Origin of the sequence: Ruminococcus sp. YRD2003 (genome assembly GCA_900109435.1) — a bacterium.
GTDB classification, from domain to species: domain Bacteria; phylum Bacillota; class Clostridia; order Oscillospirales; family Ruminococcaceae; genus Ruminococcus; species Ruminococcus flavefaciens_G.
The window spans coordinates 52874-68167 of sequence record FNZT01000013.1; the positions used below are offsets into that span (position 1 = coordinate 52874).

16 protein-coding genes, 1 pseudogene and 1 riboswitch are annotated in these 15294 nt (G+C 52.5%); of the genes and pseudogenes, 5 read left to right on the top strand and 12 right to left on the bottom strand.

Going from position 1 to position 15294, the window contains the following annotated elements:
* The first annotated feature begins 13 nt into the window (after window positions 1–13).
* From BMX22_RS11850 to BMX22_RS11870, 5 genes and pseudogenes are all read left to right on the top strand, one after another.
* Window positions 14–540, top strand: a pseudogene (locus BMX22_RS11850) (type III toxin-antitoxin system ToxN/AbiQ family toxin).
* A gap of 527 nt (window positions 541–1067) precedes the next feature.
* Window positions 1068–1562, top strand: coding sequence for a toxin-antitoxin system YwqK family antitoxin (locus BMX22_RS11855; RefSeq protein ID WP_074742648.1), 495 nt, complete (start codon window positions 1068–1070; stop codon window positions 1560–1562).
* A gap of 120 nt (window positions 1563–1682) precedes the next feature.
* Window positions 1683–2132 carry a hypothetical protein gene (locus BMX22_RS11860; protein WP_143055527.1) on the top strand — a complete coding sequence of 150 codons (450 nt, stop codon included), beginning with the start codon at window positions 1683–1685 and terminating at the stop codon, window positions 2130–2132.
* A 54-nt stretch (window positions 2133–2186) separates the two neighbouring features.
* Window positions 2187–2870, top strand: coding sequence for an endonuclease V (locus BMX22_RS11865; protein WP_318259738.1), 684 nt, complete (start codon window positions 2187–2189; stop codon window positions 2868–2870).
* 156 nt (window positions 2871–3026) lie between these two features.
* Entirely contained in the window at window positions 3027–3974 is a 948-nt protein-coding gene (locus BMX22_RS11870) for a diacylglycerol/lipid kinase family protein (RefSeq protein WP_074742651.1), read from the top strand.
* A gap of 44 nt (window positions 3975–4018) precedes the next feature.
* Here BMX22_RS11870 and pfkB read toward each other — a convergent pair whose 3' ends face one another.
* The 12 genes from pfkB to clpB all read right to left on the bottom strand — a co-directional run bounded on the left by pfkB (window position 4019) and on the right by clpB (window position 15259).
* Entirely contained in the window at window positions 4019–4927 is a 909-nt protein-coding gene (gene pfkB, locus BMX22_RS11875; protein WP_074742652.1) for a 1-phosphofructokinase, read from the bottom strand.
* Between the two features lie 12 nt (window positions 4928–4939).
* Window positions 4940–6253: a phosphomethylpyrimidine synthase ThiC gene (gene thiC / locus BMX22_RS11880; protein ID WP_074742653.1), complete on the bottom strand. Its 1314-nt coding sequence runs from the start codon at window positions 6251–6253 to the stop codon at window positions 4940–4942.
* 123 nt (window positions 6254–6376) lie between these two features.
* Window positions 6377–7228: a bifunctional hydroxymethylpyrimidine kinase/phosphomethylpyrimidine kinase gene (gene thiD / locus BMX22_RS11885; protein WP_081349192.1), complete on the bottom strand. Its 852-nt coding sequence runs from the start codon at window positions 7226–7228 to the stop codon at window positions 6377–6379.
* A complete protein-coding gene (gene thiE / locus BMX22_RS11890; RefSeq protein WP_074742654.1) occupies window positions 7225–7866 on the bottom strand; it encodes a thiamine phosphate synthase in 642 nt (213 codons plus the stop codon). Before thiE ends, thiD begins: the two co-directional genes overlap by 4 nt.
* Window positions 7863–8468, bottom strand: a complete 606-nt coding sequence (locus BMX22_RS11895; RefSeq protein ID WP_074742655.1) for a thiamine phosphate synthase — start codon at window positions 8466–8468, stop codon at window positions 7863–7865. The genes thiE and BMX22_RS11895 overlap by 4 nt, the downstream gene beginning before the upstream one ends.
* Window positions 8461–9711: a 2-iminoacetate synthase ThiH gene (gene thiH / locus BMX22_RS11900; protein ID WP_074742656.1), complete on the bottom strand. Its 1251-nt coding sequence runs from the start codon at window positions 9709–9711 to the stop codon at window positions 8461–8463. Before thiH ends, BMX22_RS11895 begins: the two co-directional genes overlap by 8 nt.
* Window positions 9712–9862: 151 nt before the next feature.
* Entirely contained in the window at window positions 9863–10633 is a 771-nt protein-coding gene (locus BMX22_RS11905) for a thiazole synthase (protein WP_074742657.1), read from the bottom strand.
* Between the two features lie 12 nt (window positions 10634–10645).
* Entirely contained in the window at window positions 10646–11284 is a 639-nt protein-coding gene (gene thiF, locus BMX22_RS11910) for a sulfur carrier protein ThiS adenylyltransferase ThiF (protein ID WP_074742658.1), read from the bottom strand.
* Window position 11285: 1 nt separating this feature from the next.
* Window positions 11286–11480 carry a sulfur carrier protein ThiS gene (gene thiS / locus BMX22_RS11915; RefSeq protein ID WP_074742659.1) on the bottom strand — a complete coding sequence of 65 codons (195 nt, stop codon included), beginning with the start codon at window positions 11478–11480 and terminating at the stop codon, window positions 11286–11288.
* A 48-nt stretch (window positions 11481–11528) separates the two neighbouring features.
* Window positions 11529–11634: riboswitch (TPP riboswitch) on the bottom strand.
* A gap of 129 nt (window positions 11635–11763) precedes the next feature.
* Window positions 11764–12156, bottom strand: a complete 393-nt coding sequence (locus BMX22_RS11920) for a DUF6465 family protein (protein ID WP_143055528.1) — start codon at window positions 12154–12156, stop codon at window positions 11764–11766.
* A gap of 21 nt (window positions 12157–12177) precedes the next feature.
* Window positions 12178–12453 carry an HU family DNA-binding protein gene (locus tag BMX22_RS11925; protein ID WP_074742661.1) on the bottom strand — a complete coding sequence of 92 codons (276 nt, stop codon included), beginning with the start codon at window positions 12451–12453 and terminating at the stop codon, window positions 12178–12180.
* A 205-nt stretch (window positions 12454–12658) separates the two neighbouring features.
* Window positions 12659–15259 carry an ATP-dependent chaperone ClpB gene (gene clpB, locus BMX22_RS11930; RefSeq protein ID WP_074742662.1) on the bottom strand — a complete coding sequence of 867 codons (2601 nt, stop codon included), beginning with the start codon at window positions 15257–15259 and terminating at the stop codon, window positions 12659–12661.
* Window positions 15260–15294 lie beyond the last annotated feature (35 nt).

The following is a 15294-nucleotide window of genomic DNA, read 5'->3' on the forward strand; positions in this document are numbered from 1 at the left end:
ATATGAAATTGACATGAAATATGTTAGAGATTTAGCTCAGGTCGATGACAATGTAATGTCAGTTTCTCCTCAGATTAATAAAGATATGCGACCTTTTGTTGGTATTTTAGTATTAATAAATGGTAAAGAATATTGTGTTCCTCTAAGCTCACCTAAGCCTAAGTTTGTTAAAAAGAAAAACACTATTGACTTCATGCGAATTATTGATAATACTGTTATTGACGAAAAAGGAATGGGCAAAATAATCGGCGCATTAAATTTTAACAATATGCTTCCTGTAAACAAGGAAGTCATCTATCACATTGATTTAAGAAAAAAACAAGTGATAACGGAAAGAACAAAGCATATAAGGAACTTCTTGTTAAACAATTGGACTGGTGTCAAAAAAACGAAGATAAACTTCTTTCTCACGCCAATCGTACATATGATATTGTTACAAAGTATCCTGATAAATCTCGTGACCTTGTTCGCCGCTGCTGCAATTTCAAAAAACTTGAAGCGGTACTTGAAAAGTACATAGCAAAATCAAATAACGAATAATTATACGGCTTTGAAACTGCCTATTTTTAGGCGAATAAAATGGGGTTCAGATTGCTCCACCCTTACAGCGCCGAGCGGGCGCACGCAGTTTCGCGGCTTAGTTTTACTGAGCCGCGAATTTTTTTCCGCGTTCCATAGCGGATCTAAATCATTCCACATACACATGCGGCGTGTTGCCGCTCCCGATTTGCGCTCCACTTTATAGTGGAGCGTTAGTCTTTTCCGCGTTCCATAGCGGGTCTAAACCGTTCCATATTCAAGATTTAAAGCTCACGCAATTGCGTGAGCTTTTTAATATGTCAATTAAGAAAAGCCCGTTTATGAACGCAATGGTTCACAGACGGTTTTTTGTTATATCGTTGGACCTGTGCAGTCTTGCATTTTCCGCCGCATTGATGTATAATTGAAACATCAAAACAAGTCATTTTGGGGCAGTATGGATAGATCATATCTCATGAGTGATGGACAAAAGAACCACAAAGTGCGCAAGTGCATTTCATGACAATTCGGAGGAGGTTTGAGAAACTATGAAGCATGAGAAACTGAGAGTATTCCTGAACCCGGATGCGATGAAGAGATTATGTCGGGACTATGTGCTCGAACATGAAGATCTGACGATCCTGTCATGGGATTATGTAATCGAACACGGAAAAAATTATGGCCTTGATGAAGTCGAACAGGTCACCAGAGGTATAGATTATATGTGCTATCCTGATATGGAATATCCAGATGACCTACGTGGTTTTAGCGGACTGTTCAGCGGCGTGGTATATGAAAGATATGGCAATCTTAGCCTGAGATATTATGATTTTTATAAAGACGGTTTGCTGGACGGAGTATCAGTTAACTTCTATCTTTCAGGTAAGATAAAAGGATACGGTGTCTATGATAAAGGAAGATTGACAGGTAAATTATATGAGTGGTACGAAAATGGAAAGATTAAAAAGTTTATTGATCGTATCCATAATAAGCGTATCGAGTTTGATGAGCAAGGGAATATCGTAAAGCAAGGCAAAGTGTGATTCAGAATCCTTTGGAGGTGAGCAGAAATTTTTATAAAACCCAAAAAAGAACAATCAAAACCTAAACCGAAACACTCAAAGCAGAATATGACCAAACCTCACCCGGAGTATCCGGAATATGTGAGAACCAAGCAAATGGCTCAGAGCGGGCTGGATCAATTATCCCGTGACTATGTGATCAAGCATAAAAAGTTGGAATTCTTATCATGGAAATATGTGACTGAACACGGAAAAGAGTTTGGATATGAGCTCTGGTGGGATCCTTGTGACGGATGGTTTATATACGATAATGAGAAAGATATGAATTATACCGGTCTGATGTATGAATTATATAAGGACTGTAGCCTGATGTATTATGCGTATATTCAAGACGGATTAGAAGAGGGAGTAGAAGTTGATTTCTATCCTTCGGGCGAATTGAAAAGCTATAGTATATATCATAAAAGAAAAACCATTGAGATATATTATGAGTGGTACGAAAACGGAATGATAAAATGCTATAATAACGGTAAGCAGCTCATCCGATTTGATGAAGAAGGATATATGTATAGGAAGGCTGAGCGGAAGTAATAAATAACTATGAGACAAATCAAAAGGACGTGAATGACATTGGATACCAAAGCAATGCAGGAAGAATTCCTGCGGCAGCAGAACGAGCTGTGCGACAAGATAGAGCCAGTTGACAAATTTGATATGGACAGCGTGAAGCTGATCGCAGGCGTTGACCTTGCGTACTGGAATAAGGACGACGAAGAGTATGCGGTCTGCTGTATCGTTGTTATTGATTCGGATACGCATGAAGTCGTTGAGAAGCAGCATTACAGCGGCAAGATAGAAGTTCCGTATATGCCGGGATTCCTTGCGTTCAGAGAGCTGCCGCTGATACTGAAAACAGTGGAGCTGCTCGAAGCAAGCCCCGATATTTACATATTTGACGGCAATGGTTATCTGCACCCGAGGCACATGGGTATTGCAACTCATGCGAGCTTTTATCTGAACAAGCCTACTATCGGCATCGCAAAGACATATTTCCGTGTCGATAGAAAGACGGATTATACCGAACCCGAAAACGCAGCAGGCAGCTTCACGGATATAGTCATAGACGGCGAGGTCTACGGCAGAGCGCTGAGGACTCACAAAGATGTGAAGCCGATATTCATATCTATCGGGAACTTCGTATCGCTCGACACCGCCTGCGCTCTTGCATTGAAGCTGACCGATAAGGAGAGCCATATCCCGCTCCCGACACGTCTGGCTGACTTGGAAACACATATCGCAAGAGAAAATGAAAGAAATATGATATTATGATCATAATACGCCCCGATACCGTGAGCATGAGGCGAAAACTGCCGCAAATGAACATATTTAGCCGAATGACATCGCGCAGATATTAGGATTTTTTATTGCATTTTTGAAACAAATGTGGTATAATAGATTCAATATCATCTTTGGAGCAGCAGAATTATGCAGAAATTATATTTTATAGTTAATTTGCTCGCGGGCAGAGCCACGATCGGCGATAAGCTCGGCGAGATAATAGACGAATTCAACAAAGCGCACTTCGAGGTCACGGTGCATATCACCCAGAGCGGTACCGATGCCGCAGATTCGGCGAATTACGCCTGCGAGAACGGCTTCGACCTCATAGTATGTGCGGGCGGAGACGGCACGCTCAGCCAGTGTTTGCAGGGCATGATGAAGAGCCGCAGCCGCGTCCCGATAGGCTACCTGCCCGCGGGCTCGACCAACGATTTTGCGCGCAGTCTCGGTATACCCAAGAACACCATGGACGCCGTGAAATGGATAACGAGCGGAACAGCAACACCGTGCGACATCGGCAGCTTCAACGACAACTACTTCTCGTACATCGTCGCTTTCGGAGCATTTACGAGCGTCGCGTATGAGACCTCGCAGCAGGTCAAGAACGTGCTCGGCCACGTATCCTACGTCCTGAATGGCATGATGCAGCTCTCGACCCTGCGCTCAAAGAGAATGCGTATCGAGTACGACGGCAACGTTGTGGAGGGCGACTATATCTTTGGAATGGTCACGAATTCCGCTTCGGTAGCGGGATTGCTCTCGATGAACGACTTCTACCTTGACGACGGTGTTTTCGAGGTCACGCTGATAAAGAAGCCCGCGAATCTCATACAGCTCCAGCAGATAGTACGCTCGCTGCTCAATATCTCCGTGGAGATAGACAAGGACTACATCAAGTTCTTCCGCACGAACAAGATAACCTTCACCTCGCTCAGCGATGAGGAGATAACGTGGACCCGCGACGGCGAGTACGGCGGGAACGCTGTCGAAAACGTTATCTGCAACTGTCAGCGTGCGGTATCGTTCATGATAGGCGAGCGCGGAATGCCTGCCTATGACGACCCTATCGAGAATTACCTTGCTGAGGTATAACAAAAGAGCTCCTTCGGGAGCTCTTTTTTGCGTATAGTATGCAGTTATCGGGCAGACATCAGTTGGTCCATCAGCTCGTCGATGAGCGGCTTTCTTGCGAGCCAGTCGGAGAAGGCAGTAGCTCCGCCGCAGGCAGTACCGAGCTTTAGAGCATACTCGCTTCCCTGCGGAAGTCCTGCCACGAAACCTGCGAGCATGGAATCTCCCGCTCCCACGGAGTTCCTGACCTCGCCGCGGCATACGCCCTGTTTATGGAGCTCACCGTTCTCGTCGAGGAGCAGCGCACCTTTCTCAGCCATGGACACGAGAACGTTGCGAGCCCCCATATCCTGCAATTTTCTCGCATAAGCGGCGATGTCATCCTCATTTTTGAGCTCAGCTCCGAACATCTCTTCAAGCTCGAAATTGTTGGGCTTGATGAGGAATGGGCGGTATTTCAGCACATTCATCAGCAGCTCGCCTGTCGCGTCGACCACGGTGCGGATATCCCTGTCCGCAATGCGTCCGAGGATGCGCTCGTAGATATCGGAGGGCAGGCTGCTCGGGATACTGCCCGCGAGGATGAGCGTGTCGCCGTCCTTGAATCGGTCAGTTTTCGCGAAGAGCTCGTCAATGGCGTGCTCGTCTATCTCGGGACCCTGCCCGTTCAGTTCGGTCTCGGAGTCCGTCTTTATCTTGACATTGATGCGGGAATTGCCGCTTTTGAGCCTTACAAAGTCCGCCTCAATGCCCATAGAGCAGACCCCGCGCTCGATAGCTATGCCCGTAAAGCCCGCAGTGAAGCCGAGAACTATCGACTGCACGCCGAGCTCCGCCAGTACAGCCGAAACGTTGATGCCCTTGCCGCCGATGTATATCTCCTCGCTTGACGAGCGGTTCACGCCGTCCGCTTTGAGCTCGTCGGTGTGGACAACGTAGTCTATCGCGGGATTGAAAGTGACCGTATATATCATATGGACGCTCCTTTATTTCTCCGAGCAGAATTCTACCTTTTCGCCGTTGAGTATCATGTTGGTAGTACGAACTGCGCACATCTTACCGCACATCGAGCAGGTATGGCGCTCGGAAACGGGTGTGCTCTCGTAGTAAGCGCGAGCCTTCTCGGGGTCGATGCAAATCTTGAACATCTCTTCCCAGTCGAGCTCATGCCGAGCTTTAGCCATTCTGTTGTCGATGTCTCTTGCATTCGGTATGCCCTTCGCGATATCAGCAGCATGAGCCGCTATCTTGCTCGCCATGATGCCCTCCTTGACGTCGGCGGCATCGGGCAGGCGGAGGTGCTCTGCGGGAGTAACGTAGCAGAGGAAGTCAGCTCCGTTTGCGGCAGCGATAGCACCGCCGATAGCGGAAGTGATGTGGTCATAGCCGGGAGCGATATCCGTAACGAGAGGCCCGAGCACGTAGAACGGTGCATTGTGGCAGATACGCTTCTGGAGCTTCATATTCGCCGCTATCTCGTTCATTGCCATGTGACCGGGACCCTCGACCATGACCTGCACGTCCTTAGCCCAAGCTCTCTCGGTCAGCGCGCCGAGCTCGATGAGCTCCGCTATCTGACCCGCATCGGTCGCATCGTCGATACAGCCGGGACGGAGCGCGTCACCGAGGCTGATAGTCACGTCAAATTCGCGGAGTATCTCGAGCACATCGTCGTAGTACTCGAAGAAGGGGTTTTCATTGCCTGTCATCATCATCCACGCGAAGAGGAGCGAACCTCCGCGGGAAACGATGTTCATTTTTCTCTTGTCGCGCATAAAAGCCTCAACAGCGCGGCGGTTGATACCTGCGTGGATAGTCATGAAGTCCACGCCCTCCTCGGCGTGCGCGCGCACTACCTTGAGGAAGTCCTGCGCGGTTATTTCGAGGAGGTCCTTCTCAAGGTAGCCGATAGCGTCATACATCGGAACAGTACCTATCATCGCGGGCGACTTCTCAACGAGCGCCTTGCGGAAGGTGTTGGTCTTACCGTAGTTGCTGAGGTCCATGATAGCCTCTGCGCCGAACTTTATAGCCATGTCGACCTTTTCCATCTCCATGTCGTAGTCGTTCTTATCGCCCGAAATACCGAGGTTCACGTTTATCTTCGTTCTCATGCCCGCGCCGATGCCCTCGGGGGAGATGGACTTGTGGTTGATGTTGCAGGGGATAGCCACCTCGCCTGTCGCCACGAGAGCGCGGAGCTTCTCAGCGTCCATGTTCTCCTTCTCGGCTACTATCTTCATTTCGGGCGTGATGATGCCCTTCTTGGCGGCTTCCATCTGTGTGCTGTATTCTCTCATTGGTTTAATTCCTTTCGTGTTTGGATTTGTTTATTTTATCGGAACGCCGAGGGCGGCGTTCCCTACATTTATATGGGTTTATTTATCGGTATTTCGGCGGGCGGATAGTATCCGCCCCTACATTTATCTGCGGAGCAGATAGCCGTGGTCGAGCGGACCGCTGCCCTGTCCGAGGTCGAGCATAGCCGCGAGCGCACCCGAGATGTACTCCTTCGCGCACTCGACAGCTTCCGCAAGCTCCATACCCTTTGCGAGTCCCGCCGCAATGGCGCTTGACAGCGTGCAGCCCGTACCGTGAGTATTGGGGTTGTTTATGCGTCTGCCCTCGAACCACTGCGACGTACCGTCGGGGCAGCAGAGGAAATCGCTCGCGTCGTTTACCATGTGTCCGCCCTTGCAGAGCGTCGCGCAGCCGTATTTATCGACTATCGCCATCGCAGCGGCTTCCATATCGTCCGCGGATGCTATCTTCATGCCCGATATCAGCTCCGCCTCGGGTATATTCGGCGTGATGACCTCCGCTATCGGGAAGAGCAGCCGCTTGACAGCCTCATAAGCTTCTCCCGAGCTCAGAGCCGAGCCGCTTGTCGCTACGGCAACGGGGTCGACCACGACATTTTCGGCTTTCCAGTAAGCGAGCCTGTCCGCGATGACTTCGGCGAGCTCCGCCGACGATACCATACCTATCTTGACAGCATCGGGACGGATATCGCTGAACACCGCGTCTATCTGCTTTGCGAGGAAGTCGGGCGGAGTGTCGAGTACACCCGTGACCCCCGTGGTATTCTGCGCGGTCAGAGCTGTTATCGCGCTCATAGCGAAGACGCCGTTCATGGTCATGGTTTTTAAGTCAGCCTGAATGCCCGCACCGCCCGAGGAATCGCTCCCCGCGATAGTCAGAGCCGTATGTTTCGGCTCGCGCACATGGTCGGACAAACGGAAAAAGCGCTCGTCATCGGGATTTTTGTTTATCATCGAGCGATCGCCTCCTCAGCCTTCTGTCGGAGCAGTTCAGCCGCCGCCCTGACGTCGTCCGCGGCGAATATCGCCGAAACGACCGCAATGCCGCGTTGACCGCACCCGTTTATCTCATGGACATTCTCCGCCGTGATACCGCCTATCGCAGCGACGGGCAGCTTCACGCTCGCCGTTATCTCGCGGAGGTCGGCGGGGGTGATGCGGATAGCATTTTTCTTGGTAGGGGAGGGGAAGACAGCTCCCACGCCGAGGTAATCGGCGCTCATTTTCTGAGCCTCAAGCGCCTGCCCGACCGTTTTTGCAGTCGCGCCGATGATGAAGTCATCGCCCGCAATACGACGTATCTCCGCGACGGGCGCGTCGTCGATGCCGACGTGTGCGCCGTCTGCTCCCGCGAGCATGGCCGCGCGGAAGTCGTCGTTGACGATGAGCGGAGCTCCGTACCTGTGGCAGATCGGCACGAGCCTGCGCGCCTCCTCGGCGAGCTCGTCTGTGTCGAGCTCCTTATTTCGGAGCTGCACGCACGTCACGCCGCCCTGCAATGCGAGCTCGACCTGCTCTGCGAGGTCTCTCCCGCGGAGGCAGGTGTTGTCGGTTATGGCGTAAAGGGTAAGCATTTCGGGTAAAAACTTCATTTCACGTCACTCTCCTTTTTGAATCTGTCAAGGTATTTTTTCGGGTCGGGACAGCTCATCAGCCCGCTCATCACGCACGCTCCCGACGCTCCCGCGGCAATGACGGAGCCGTAATTTTCCGCGCAGATCCCGCCTATAGCGTACACGGGTATGCTCACGGCGGAGCACACCTCCCGCAGGAAGTCAAGACCGCGCGGCGGCAGACCTTTTTTGCAGTCGGTAGCAAAAACGTGTCCCGCAGTGATGTAGGAAGCCCCCTGCTTCTGCGCTTCGAGCGCATCGGAGACGCTGTGGCATGAGGCGCCTATCGTGCGGAATCTCCGCTTCATATCGTCGGGGAGCCCGCATAGGATATGCAGCGGCAGGTGTATCGCCTCCGCACCGAGCTCCGCCGCAGTGTCTGTGAAGCTGTGGAGCACGCACGGTACGCCGTACTCCCCGCAGATACGCATTGCAGTCACCGCGAGCGAGCTGTATTCCCTCGGAGAGAGGTCCTTCTCGCGCAGTATCACCGCTTTCGGCTCGGCTTCGGCTATTTTTCGGAGCTGTGCGGGGAAGTCCTCACACAGCCACCTGTTTGTCACACAGATAATGTCACACATAGAGGTAATCGTTCAGCACAGGCTGAAGTCCTTCGCCCGACATATCGTCGTACATTTTTCTGAGGCTGCGACCGTCGCTTATCTCGAACTGCTCGTCGCCCGCCTCATCAGCTTCCTTGCCCGTGTACTTGCTTTCGTGGTCGCCGATGCCCGTGGAAACGCCCGCGGATATTTTAGTCGCGGCGATCTTGACTATGCCGTTGCGGAAGCTCTCGCTCTCACGCGACGACACCGTGATACCGCAGAACGGCAGGAATATCCTGTACGCGCACAGCACCTGACAAAGCTGCTTTTCGTGGACGTCGAGCGGGTTTATCTTCTCGTTATTGACAATTGGGCGAAGTCTCGGACACGAAAGCGATATCTCTGCGTGCGGGTACTTGCGCTGTAAGTAGTAGACGTGCAGTGCGCTCGCGAGGGCGTCCTTTCGGAAGTCCGAGAGCCCGAGCAGAGCCGAGCAGGCGATCCCGCGCATACCCGCCATAAGAGCGCGCTCCTGCGCCTCGAAGCGGTAGGGGAAAACGCGCTTGTGTCCGAGCAGGTGCAGCTGCTCATATCGGTCGCTGTCGTAGGTCTCCTGAAACACGGTGACGTAGTCGACTCCGCACTCGTGGAGATAGCGGTACTCGTCTGTGTTGACGGGGTATATCTCGATACCGACAAGCCTGAAATACTTCCGTGCGAGCTTGCAAGCCTCGCCGATATATTCGACGCTGCTCTGCGCGCGGCTCTCGCCCGTGAGAATGAGTATCTCCTCCATGCCGCTCTCGGAGATGACCTTCATCTCGTGCTCTATCTGCTCCATTGAGAGCTTCATGCGGCGGATATCGTTATAGCAGTTGAATCCGCAGTACACGCAGTAATTCTCGCAGTAATTGGCTATATACAGAGGAGTGAAGAGGTAGACGGTGTTGCCGAAGTGCTTCTGTGTTTCGAGCCTTGCCTTTTCAGCCATCTGTTCGAGAAAGGGTTCGGCGGCAGGGGAGAGGAGGGCTTTGAAGTCCTCGACGGAGCAGGTATCGTGCCTGAGTGCGCGGAGCACGTCCGCGGGTGTATACTTGCTGTAGTCGTAGCTCTGCATCTCGGAGATGACCTTTCCGCGGATGTCGGAGCTTATCTGCTCCATTCCCTCCATGTACGCCATGTGGTCGGTACGGGAGGACGGGTCGTTCTCGAGGCGGTGCTTTTTTTCAAGTGCGGCTTCGGAGAGCTTGTCCGAATCCACAAAGTAGTTGTTGTCCATTTATATTACTTCCAATTCGTTGTTATCTGTAGGGGCGAGTTCCGCTCGCCCGTGATGATGTTTTTATTGCGGGCGCACGGATAAGCAGCACACCAAATCTTTGATTTGGATTGTGATGCTATATGCAGCTTTGCTGTAATGCGCCGCTACATCAGTCTCTAAGGAAACCCGTGAGGGTATCCGACGGCGAAGCACCGCGTGTGAGGACGCGTCCAAGACCCGAGAGGTAAGCCTTTCTGCCCGCCTCTATCGCCTGTCTGAACGCCTCAGCCATAACGGGGAGGTCTCCCGCGGTAGCGAGCGCCGTATTCGACATAACAGCCGCGGCACCCATCTCCATAGCCTCGCACGCCTGCGACGGTCTGCCGATGCCCGCGTCAACGATTATGGGCAGGTCTATCTCGTCGATGAGTATCTGGATGAAGTCCTTTGTAGCAAGCCCCTTATTTGAGCCGATAGGTGAAGCGAGCGGCATGACCGACGCCGCACCCGCGTTGACGAGGTCGCGGGCGGTGTTGAGGTCGGGGTACATATAGGGCATGACCACGAAGCCCTCTTTCGCGAGTATCTCGGTAGCTCTCACTGTCTCCTGATTGTCGGGGAGCAGGTACTTCGTATCGCGCATTATCTCTATCTTCACAAAGTCGCCGCAGCCGAGCTCTCGTGCAAGGCGAGCTATACGGACAGCCTCCTCGGCATTTCTCGCGCCCGAAGTATTCGGGAGCAGGGTCACGCCCTTGGGGATATAGTCGAGGATATTTTCGCTCTCGGCGGTATTCGCGCGGCGTACAGCCAGCGTGATTATCTCGGCACCCGCGTACTTTACGGCAGCCTCAATGAGGCTGAGCGAGTACTTGCCCGAACCGAGGATGAAGCGCGAGCCGAATTCTCTTCCGCCTATGATAAGCTTATCATCATTCATTGTACATTCTCCTTAAACGTCGTATTCTTGGGCGATAATGCGTATCGCCATATGAGCCATATGAGCCGCGCAGACAGCAACTCTCGCAGAAATGAGCCCGAGCCCGTCCGCGACGTCACTGACTTCGTCTCCGCAGACATAAAAATGCCTTGTCACCTTTCGTGTGACGATGCTGTTCGCGGAGGAGAGCCCCGCCATGCCCGACCCCGAAACGAGGAACTTATCGGGCAGCTTTTCGAGCACGGTATTCACCAGCATTTCCTTCTGGTCTGCGCGGTCGAACGCCTCGCAGACGATATCCTCGCCGCGCAGGAGCTCGGGGATATTGTCCTCGGTGAGCTTCACGCAGTCGCGTGAGATATCGCAGTACGGAGCTATCCGCGAGAGCGTATCGTACAGTGCATCGGACTTGAACATCCCGAGCTGTTCGGGAAAGTATTGCTGGCGGTTGAGGTTGGAGATATCCACGCGGTCGAAGTCTATGATGTGCAGCCGTCCCACACCCGCACGCGCGAGGTGTATCGCGATATTCGAGCCGAGCCCGCCCAGTCCGCAGACGGCAGCGCTTGCCGCCGACAGTCTGCGCTGGAGTTCCGCACCGTGGCGCTCCTCGAGTGCGCGGTACATCTCCTCACGTGTAGGCACAGTCATATCAGCCGCCTCCCACGAAGCGCACAACTTCGAGGTGGTCGCCCTCGTACAGCACCGTAGACGTGTACTGGTCCTTAGGCACGATAGACTCATTCAGCTCGACAGCGACGCGCTGCCCGCCGTAGCCTATCTCTGCGAGAGCCTCGGCAACTGTCTTGCCGTTGAGCTCGTATTCCTTGCCGTTGATAGTCAGCATATACATTCCTCCCAACAAAAATCGGCAGCTTATATGAAGCTGCCGCAAAAAATACTTTGTTCAGCTCCCTACGTTGGCATTATCCAAATCAGGTCACGGGTCGAAGGTGGCACCTTCCTCTCAGCCTGTAGCACAAGCTCCCCTGCAAAATCATTATATCATATCCGCACAAAAAAAGCAAATATAATTTTTCTATGGAAGCGGGCGTTTTCAAATCATCCGACCGCGAAATAAAAAGAGCTGCACGCGACCCGTACAGCTCTTCCTGCATTATAAAGTTAAATCAAACGAGATCAAAGCTGCCTGCGTTGTTATCAACAACGTAGTATACCTTATTCTCCTCAGGCTTTACGTAAACGTTTACAGTCTTGGGAGACTTGATACCCGAAGCCTTCTTAGCCTTTGCGATGAGATCAGCAGAAGTGATCTCAGAGCCGCGGTACTGAACATAAACGTTTTCGGAAGCAGCTGTCTTCTTAGCGGCAGTCTTCTTCTCTGCGGCCTTCTTGGGAGCAGCAGCCTTCTTCTCAGCGGGCTTCTTAGCAGCAGCCTTCTTAGGAGCAGCAGCCTTCTTGGGAGCAGCAGCCTTCTTAGCGGGAGCCTTCTTCTCAGCAGCCTTCTCGGGAGCCTTAACTTCTGCTACAGCTGCCTCAGCGGTCTTCTTAACATCAGCCATGATTCTTTACCTCCGTTTGGATTACTTGTTTACAGCGTTCTTGAGAGCCTGACCAGCCTTGAAAGCGGGAGCCTTGGAAGCAGGAGCAGTCATCATCTTCTTGGTCTGGGGGTTGATTACCTGCTTAGCCTTTCTGTCACGAACCTCGAATGTACCGAAGCCAACGATAGAAACCTTCTCGCCGCTTGCGAGAGAATCTGTGATAGCAGCGATAACTGCGTTTACAGCAGCCTCTGCGTTCTTCTTTGTGAAGTCAGTCTTTTCAGCAACAACACTGATAAGTTCAGTTTTTGTCATATCTGTATCCTCCATTTTTAAATTTTATATATGCATTATATACCTATTTACGTGATTTGTCAAGGAATTTGCGAAAAAAAGACATTTCGACCGATTCTACGGTATATGCAGCCTGCTTTTTATCGAAAACGACCATAGATTTTGCCTATTTTCCGTTATCATGGCTTACAAACGTCGGATACACGCACTTTTTCGGGTTTCTAAATCAGCCTTTTTCGGCAGTCAGAACGCCGTCCGAGAGGTCGACATCAATGGCATCTCCCGCCGAGAGGTCGCACTGTATCATCATTTTTGCGACGAGAGTCTCGACCTTGCTCTGGATGAAGCGGCGGAGCGGACGTGCGCCGAAGTTGGGGTCATAGCCGCAGTCAACGATATAATTCTTTGCAGCTTCACTCACATTTATACGTATGTGCTTATCGTCGAGGCGCTTTTGCAGGTCGGCGAGCATGAGGTCAACGATGTTCATTATCTCGGTTTTGGCGAGCGGCTTGTAGAAGATTATCTCGTCGAGGCGGTTGAGGAATTCGGGGCGGAACTGCTTCTTCAGCAGAGCCTCCACATTTGCGCGTGCCTCGTCGGTGATATTGCCGTCGGAGTCGATACCGTCGAGGATATACGGGCTGCCGAGGTTCGACGTTAATATTATAATAGTGTTCTTGAAGTCGACCGTTCTGCCCTGCGAGTCGGTGATACGTCCGTCGTCAAGGACTTGGAGGAGAATATTGAACACATCGGGGTGAGCCTTCTCTATCTCGTCGAAGAGCACAACAGAGTACGGCTTGCGGCGTACAGCCTCGGTGAGCTGACCGCCCTCGTCGTATCCGACGTATCCGGGAGGCGCTCCGATGAGGCGGCTCACGCTGAACTTCTCCATATATTCGCTCATGTCGATGCGGATGATGTTCTTTTCATCGTCAAATAGTATCTCCGAGAGTGCCTTTGCGAGCTCGGTCTTGCCGACGCCCGTAGGTCCGAGGAACATGAACGAGCCTATAGGTCTGTCGGGAGCCTGAATGCCCGCACGCGAGCGCAGTATCGCCTCGCTGACCTTCTCGACAGCCTCGTCCTGACCTATGACGCGCTTGTGCAGGAGCTCACCGAGGTGCAGGACTTTTTCCTTTTCGCCCTCCATGAGCTTCGCCACGGGGATACCCGTCCAGCGGCATACTATCTTAGCTATCTCGTCCTCGGTGACTCTGTCGCGGAGGAGCTTTTCGCCCTTCATATCCTCCTCGGCCTGAGCTTCGAGGTCGGCGAGCTGTTTTTTCAGTGCAGGCATACGCCCGTATTCGAGCTCAGCCGCCTTGTTGAAGTCGTACTCGCGCTTAGCACGTTCTATCTCGCCGCTGACCTTCTCTATCTCCTCACGGAGCTTCTGCACGGACGAGATATCGTTCTTTTCGTTCTCCCATTTTGCCTTCATGGCGTTGAACCGCTCGCGGAGCTCCGAGAGCTCCTTCTGTATCTCGGCGAGGTGCTCCTGCGAGATGGAGTCGCTCTCCTTTTTGAGTGCGGTCTCCTCTATCTGTAACTGTATCATCTTGCGGTTTATCTCGTCGAGCTCGGTGGGCATTGAGTCCATTTCGGTGCGTATCGTCGCGCACGCCTCGTCGATGAGGTCTATCGCCTTATCGGGGAGGAAACGGTCGGTGATGTAGCGGTTGGAGAGTACAGCCGCGGAAATGAGGGCATTGTCGCTTATCTTTACGCCGTGGAAGACCTCGTAACGCTCTTTTAGTCCGCGGAGAATGGAAATAGTATCCTCGACGGTTGGTTCATCGACCATAACGGGCTGGAAACGGCGTTCGAGGGCGGGGTCCTTCTCGATATACTGGCGGTACTCGTTGAGGGTGGTCGCGCCGATGCAGTGGAGCTCACCGCGCGCGAGCATAGGCTTGAGGAGGTTGCCCGCGTCCATAGCTCCGTCGGACTTGCCTGCCCCGACGATGGTGTGGAGCTCATCAATAAACAAAAGTATCTGACCGTTGCTGTTCTTTATCTCGTTGAGGACAGCTTTGAGTCTCTCCTCGAACTCGCCGCGGTATTTCGCGCCTGCTACGAGAGCGCCCATATCGAGTGAAAAGACCTTGCGGTCCTTGAGGCTGTCAGGGACATCGCCCGCCACGATACGCAGTGCAAGCCCTTCAGCGATAGCGGTCTTGCCGACGCCGGGCTCGCCGATGAGCACGGGGTTATTCTTGGTCTTTCGCGAGAGTATGCGGATGACGTTGCGTATCTCGCTGTCGCGTCCGATGACGGGGTCGAGCTTGTTTTTCCGCGCGAGCCCGACGAGCTCCTGACCGTACTTAGTGAGCACGTCGTAGGTATCCTCGGGATTTTCGGAGGTAACGCGCGTGTTTCCGCGGACGGACATCAGCGCCGAGAGGAAGCCGTCACGCGTGATATTGAAGGTGCGGAAGAGGTTCGTGACGTCTCTGTCCTTACAGTCGATGAGCGCGAGCATAACGTGCTCGACGGAGACGAACTCGTCTTTCATATTGTCAGCTATTCCCTCGGCAGTGGTGAGGACGCGGTCGCCCTCGGCAGAAATGCCGATATTACTGCTTCTGCCGCTTCCTGTTACCTTGGGGAGCATGTTTATCTTTTTATCGACTTCGCCGTCGAAGATATCGGCATCGATGTTCATTTTCCTGATGAGCTGAGGGATGAGACCGTTTTCCTGTTTCATAAGACCCGAGAGCAGGTGAACGGGCTCGATGACGTTGTTTGATTGCATCACAGCGATGCTCTGAGCCTTTCTGACGGCGTCGATGGTCCTCTGGGTATATTTTTCTGCATTCATATTTCTTTCCTCCTATTGCATTTGATTTTTGTATT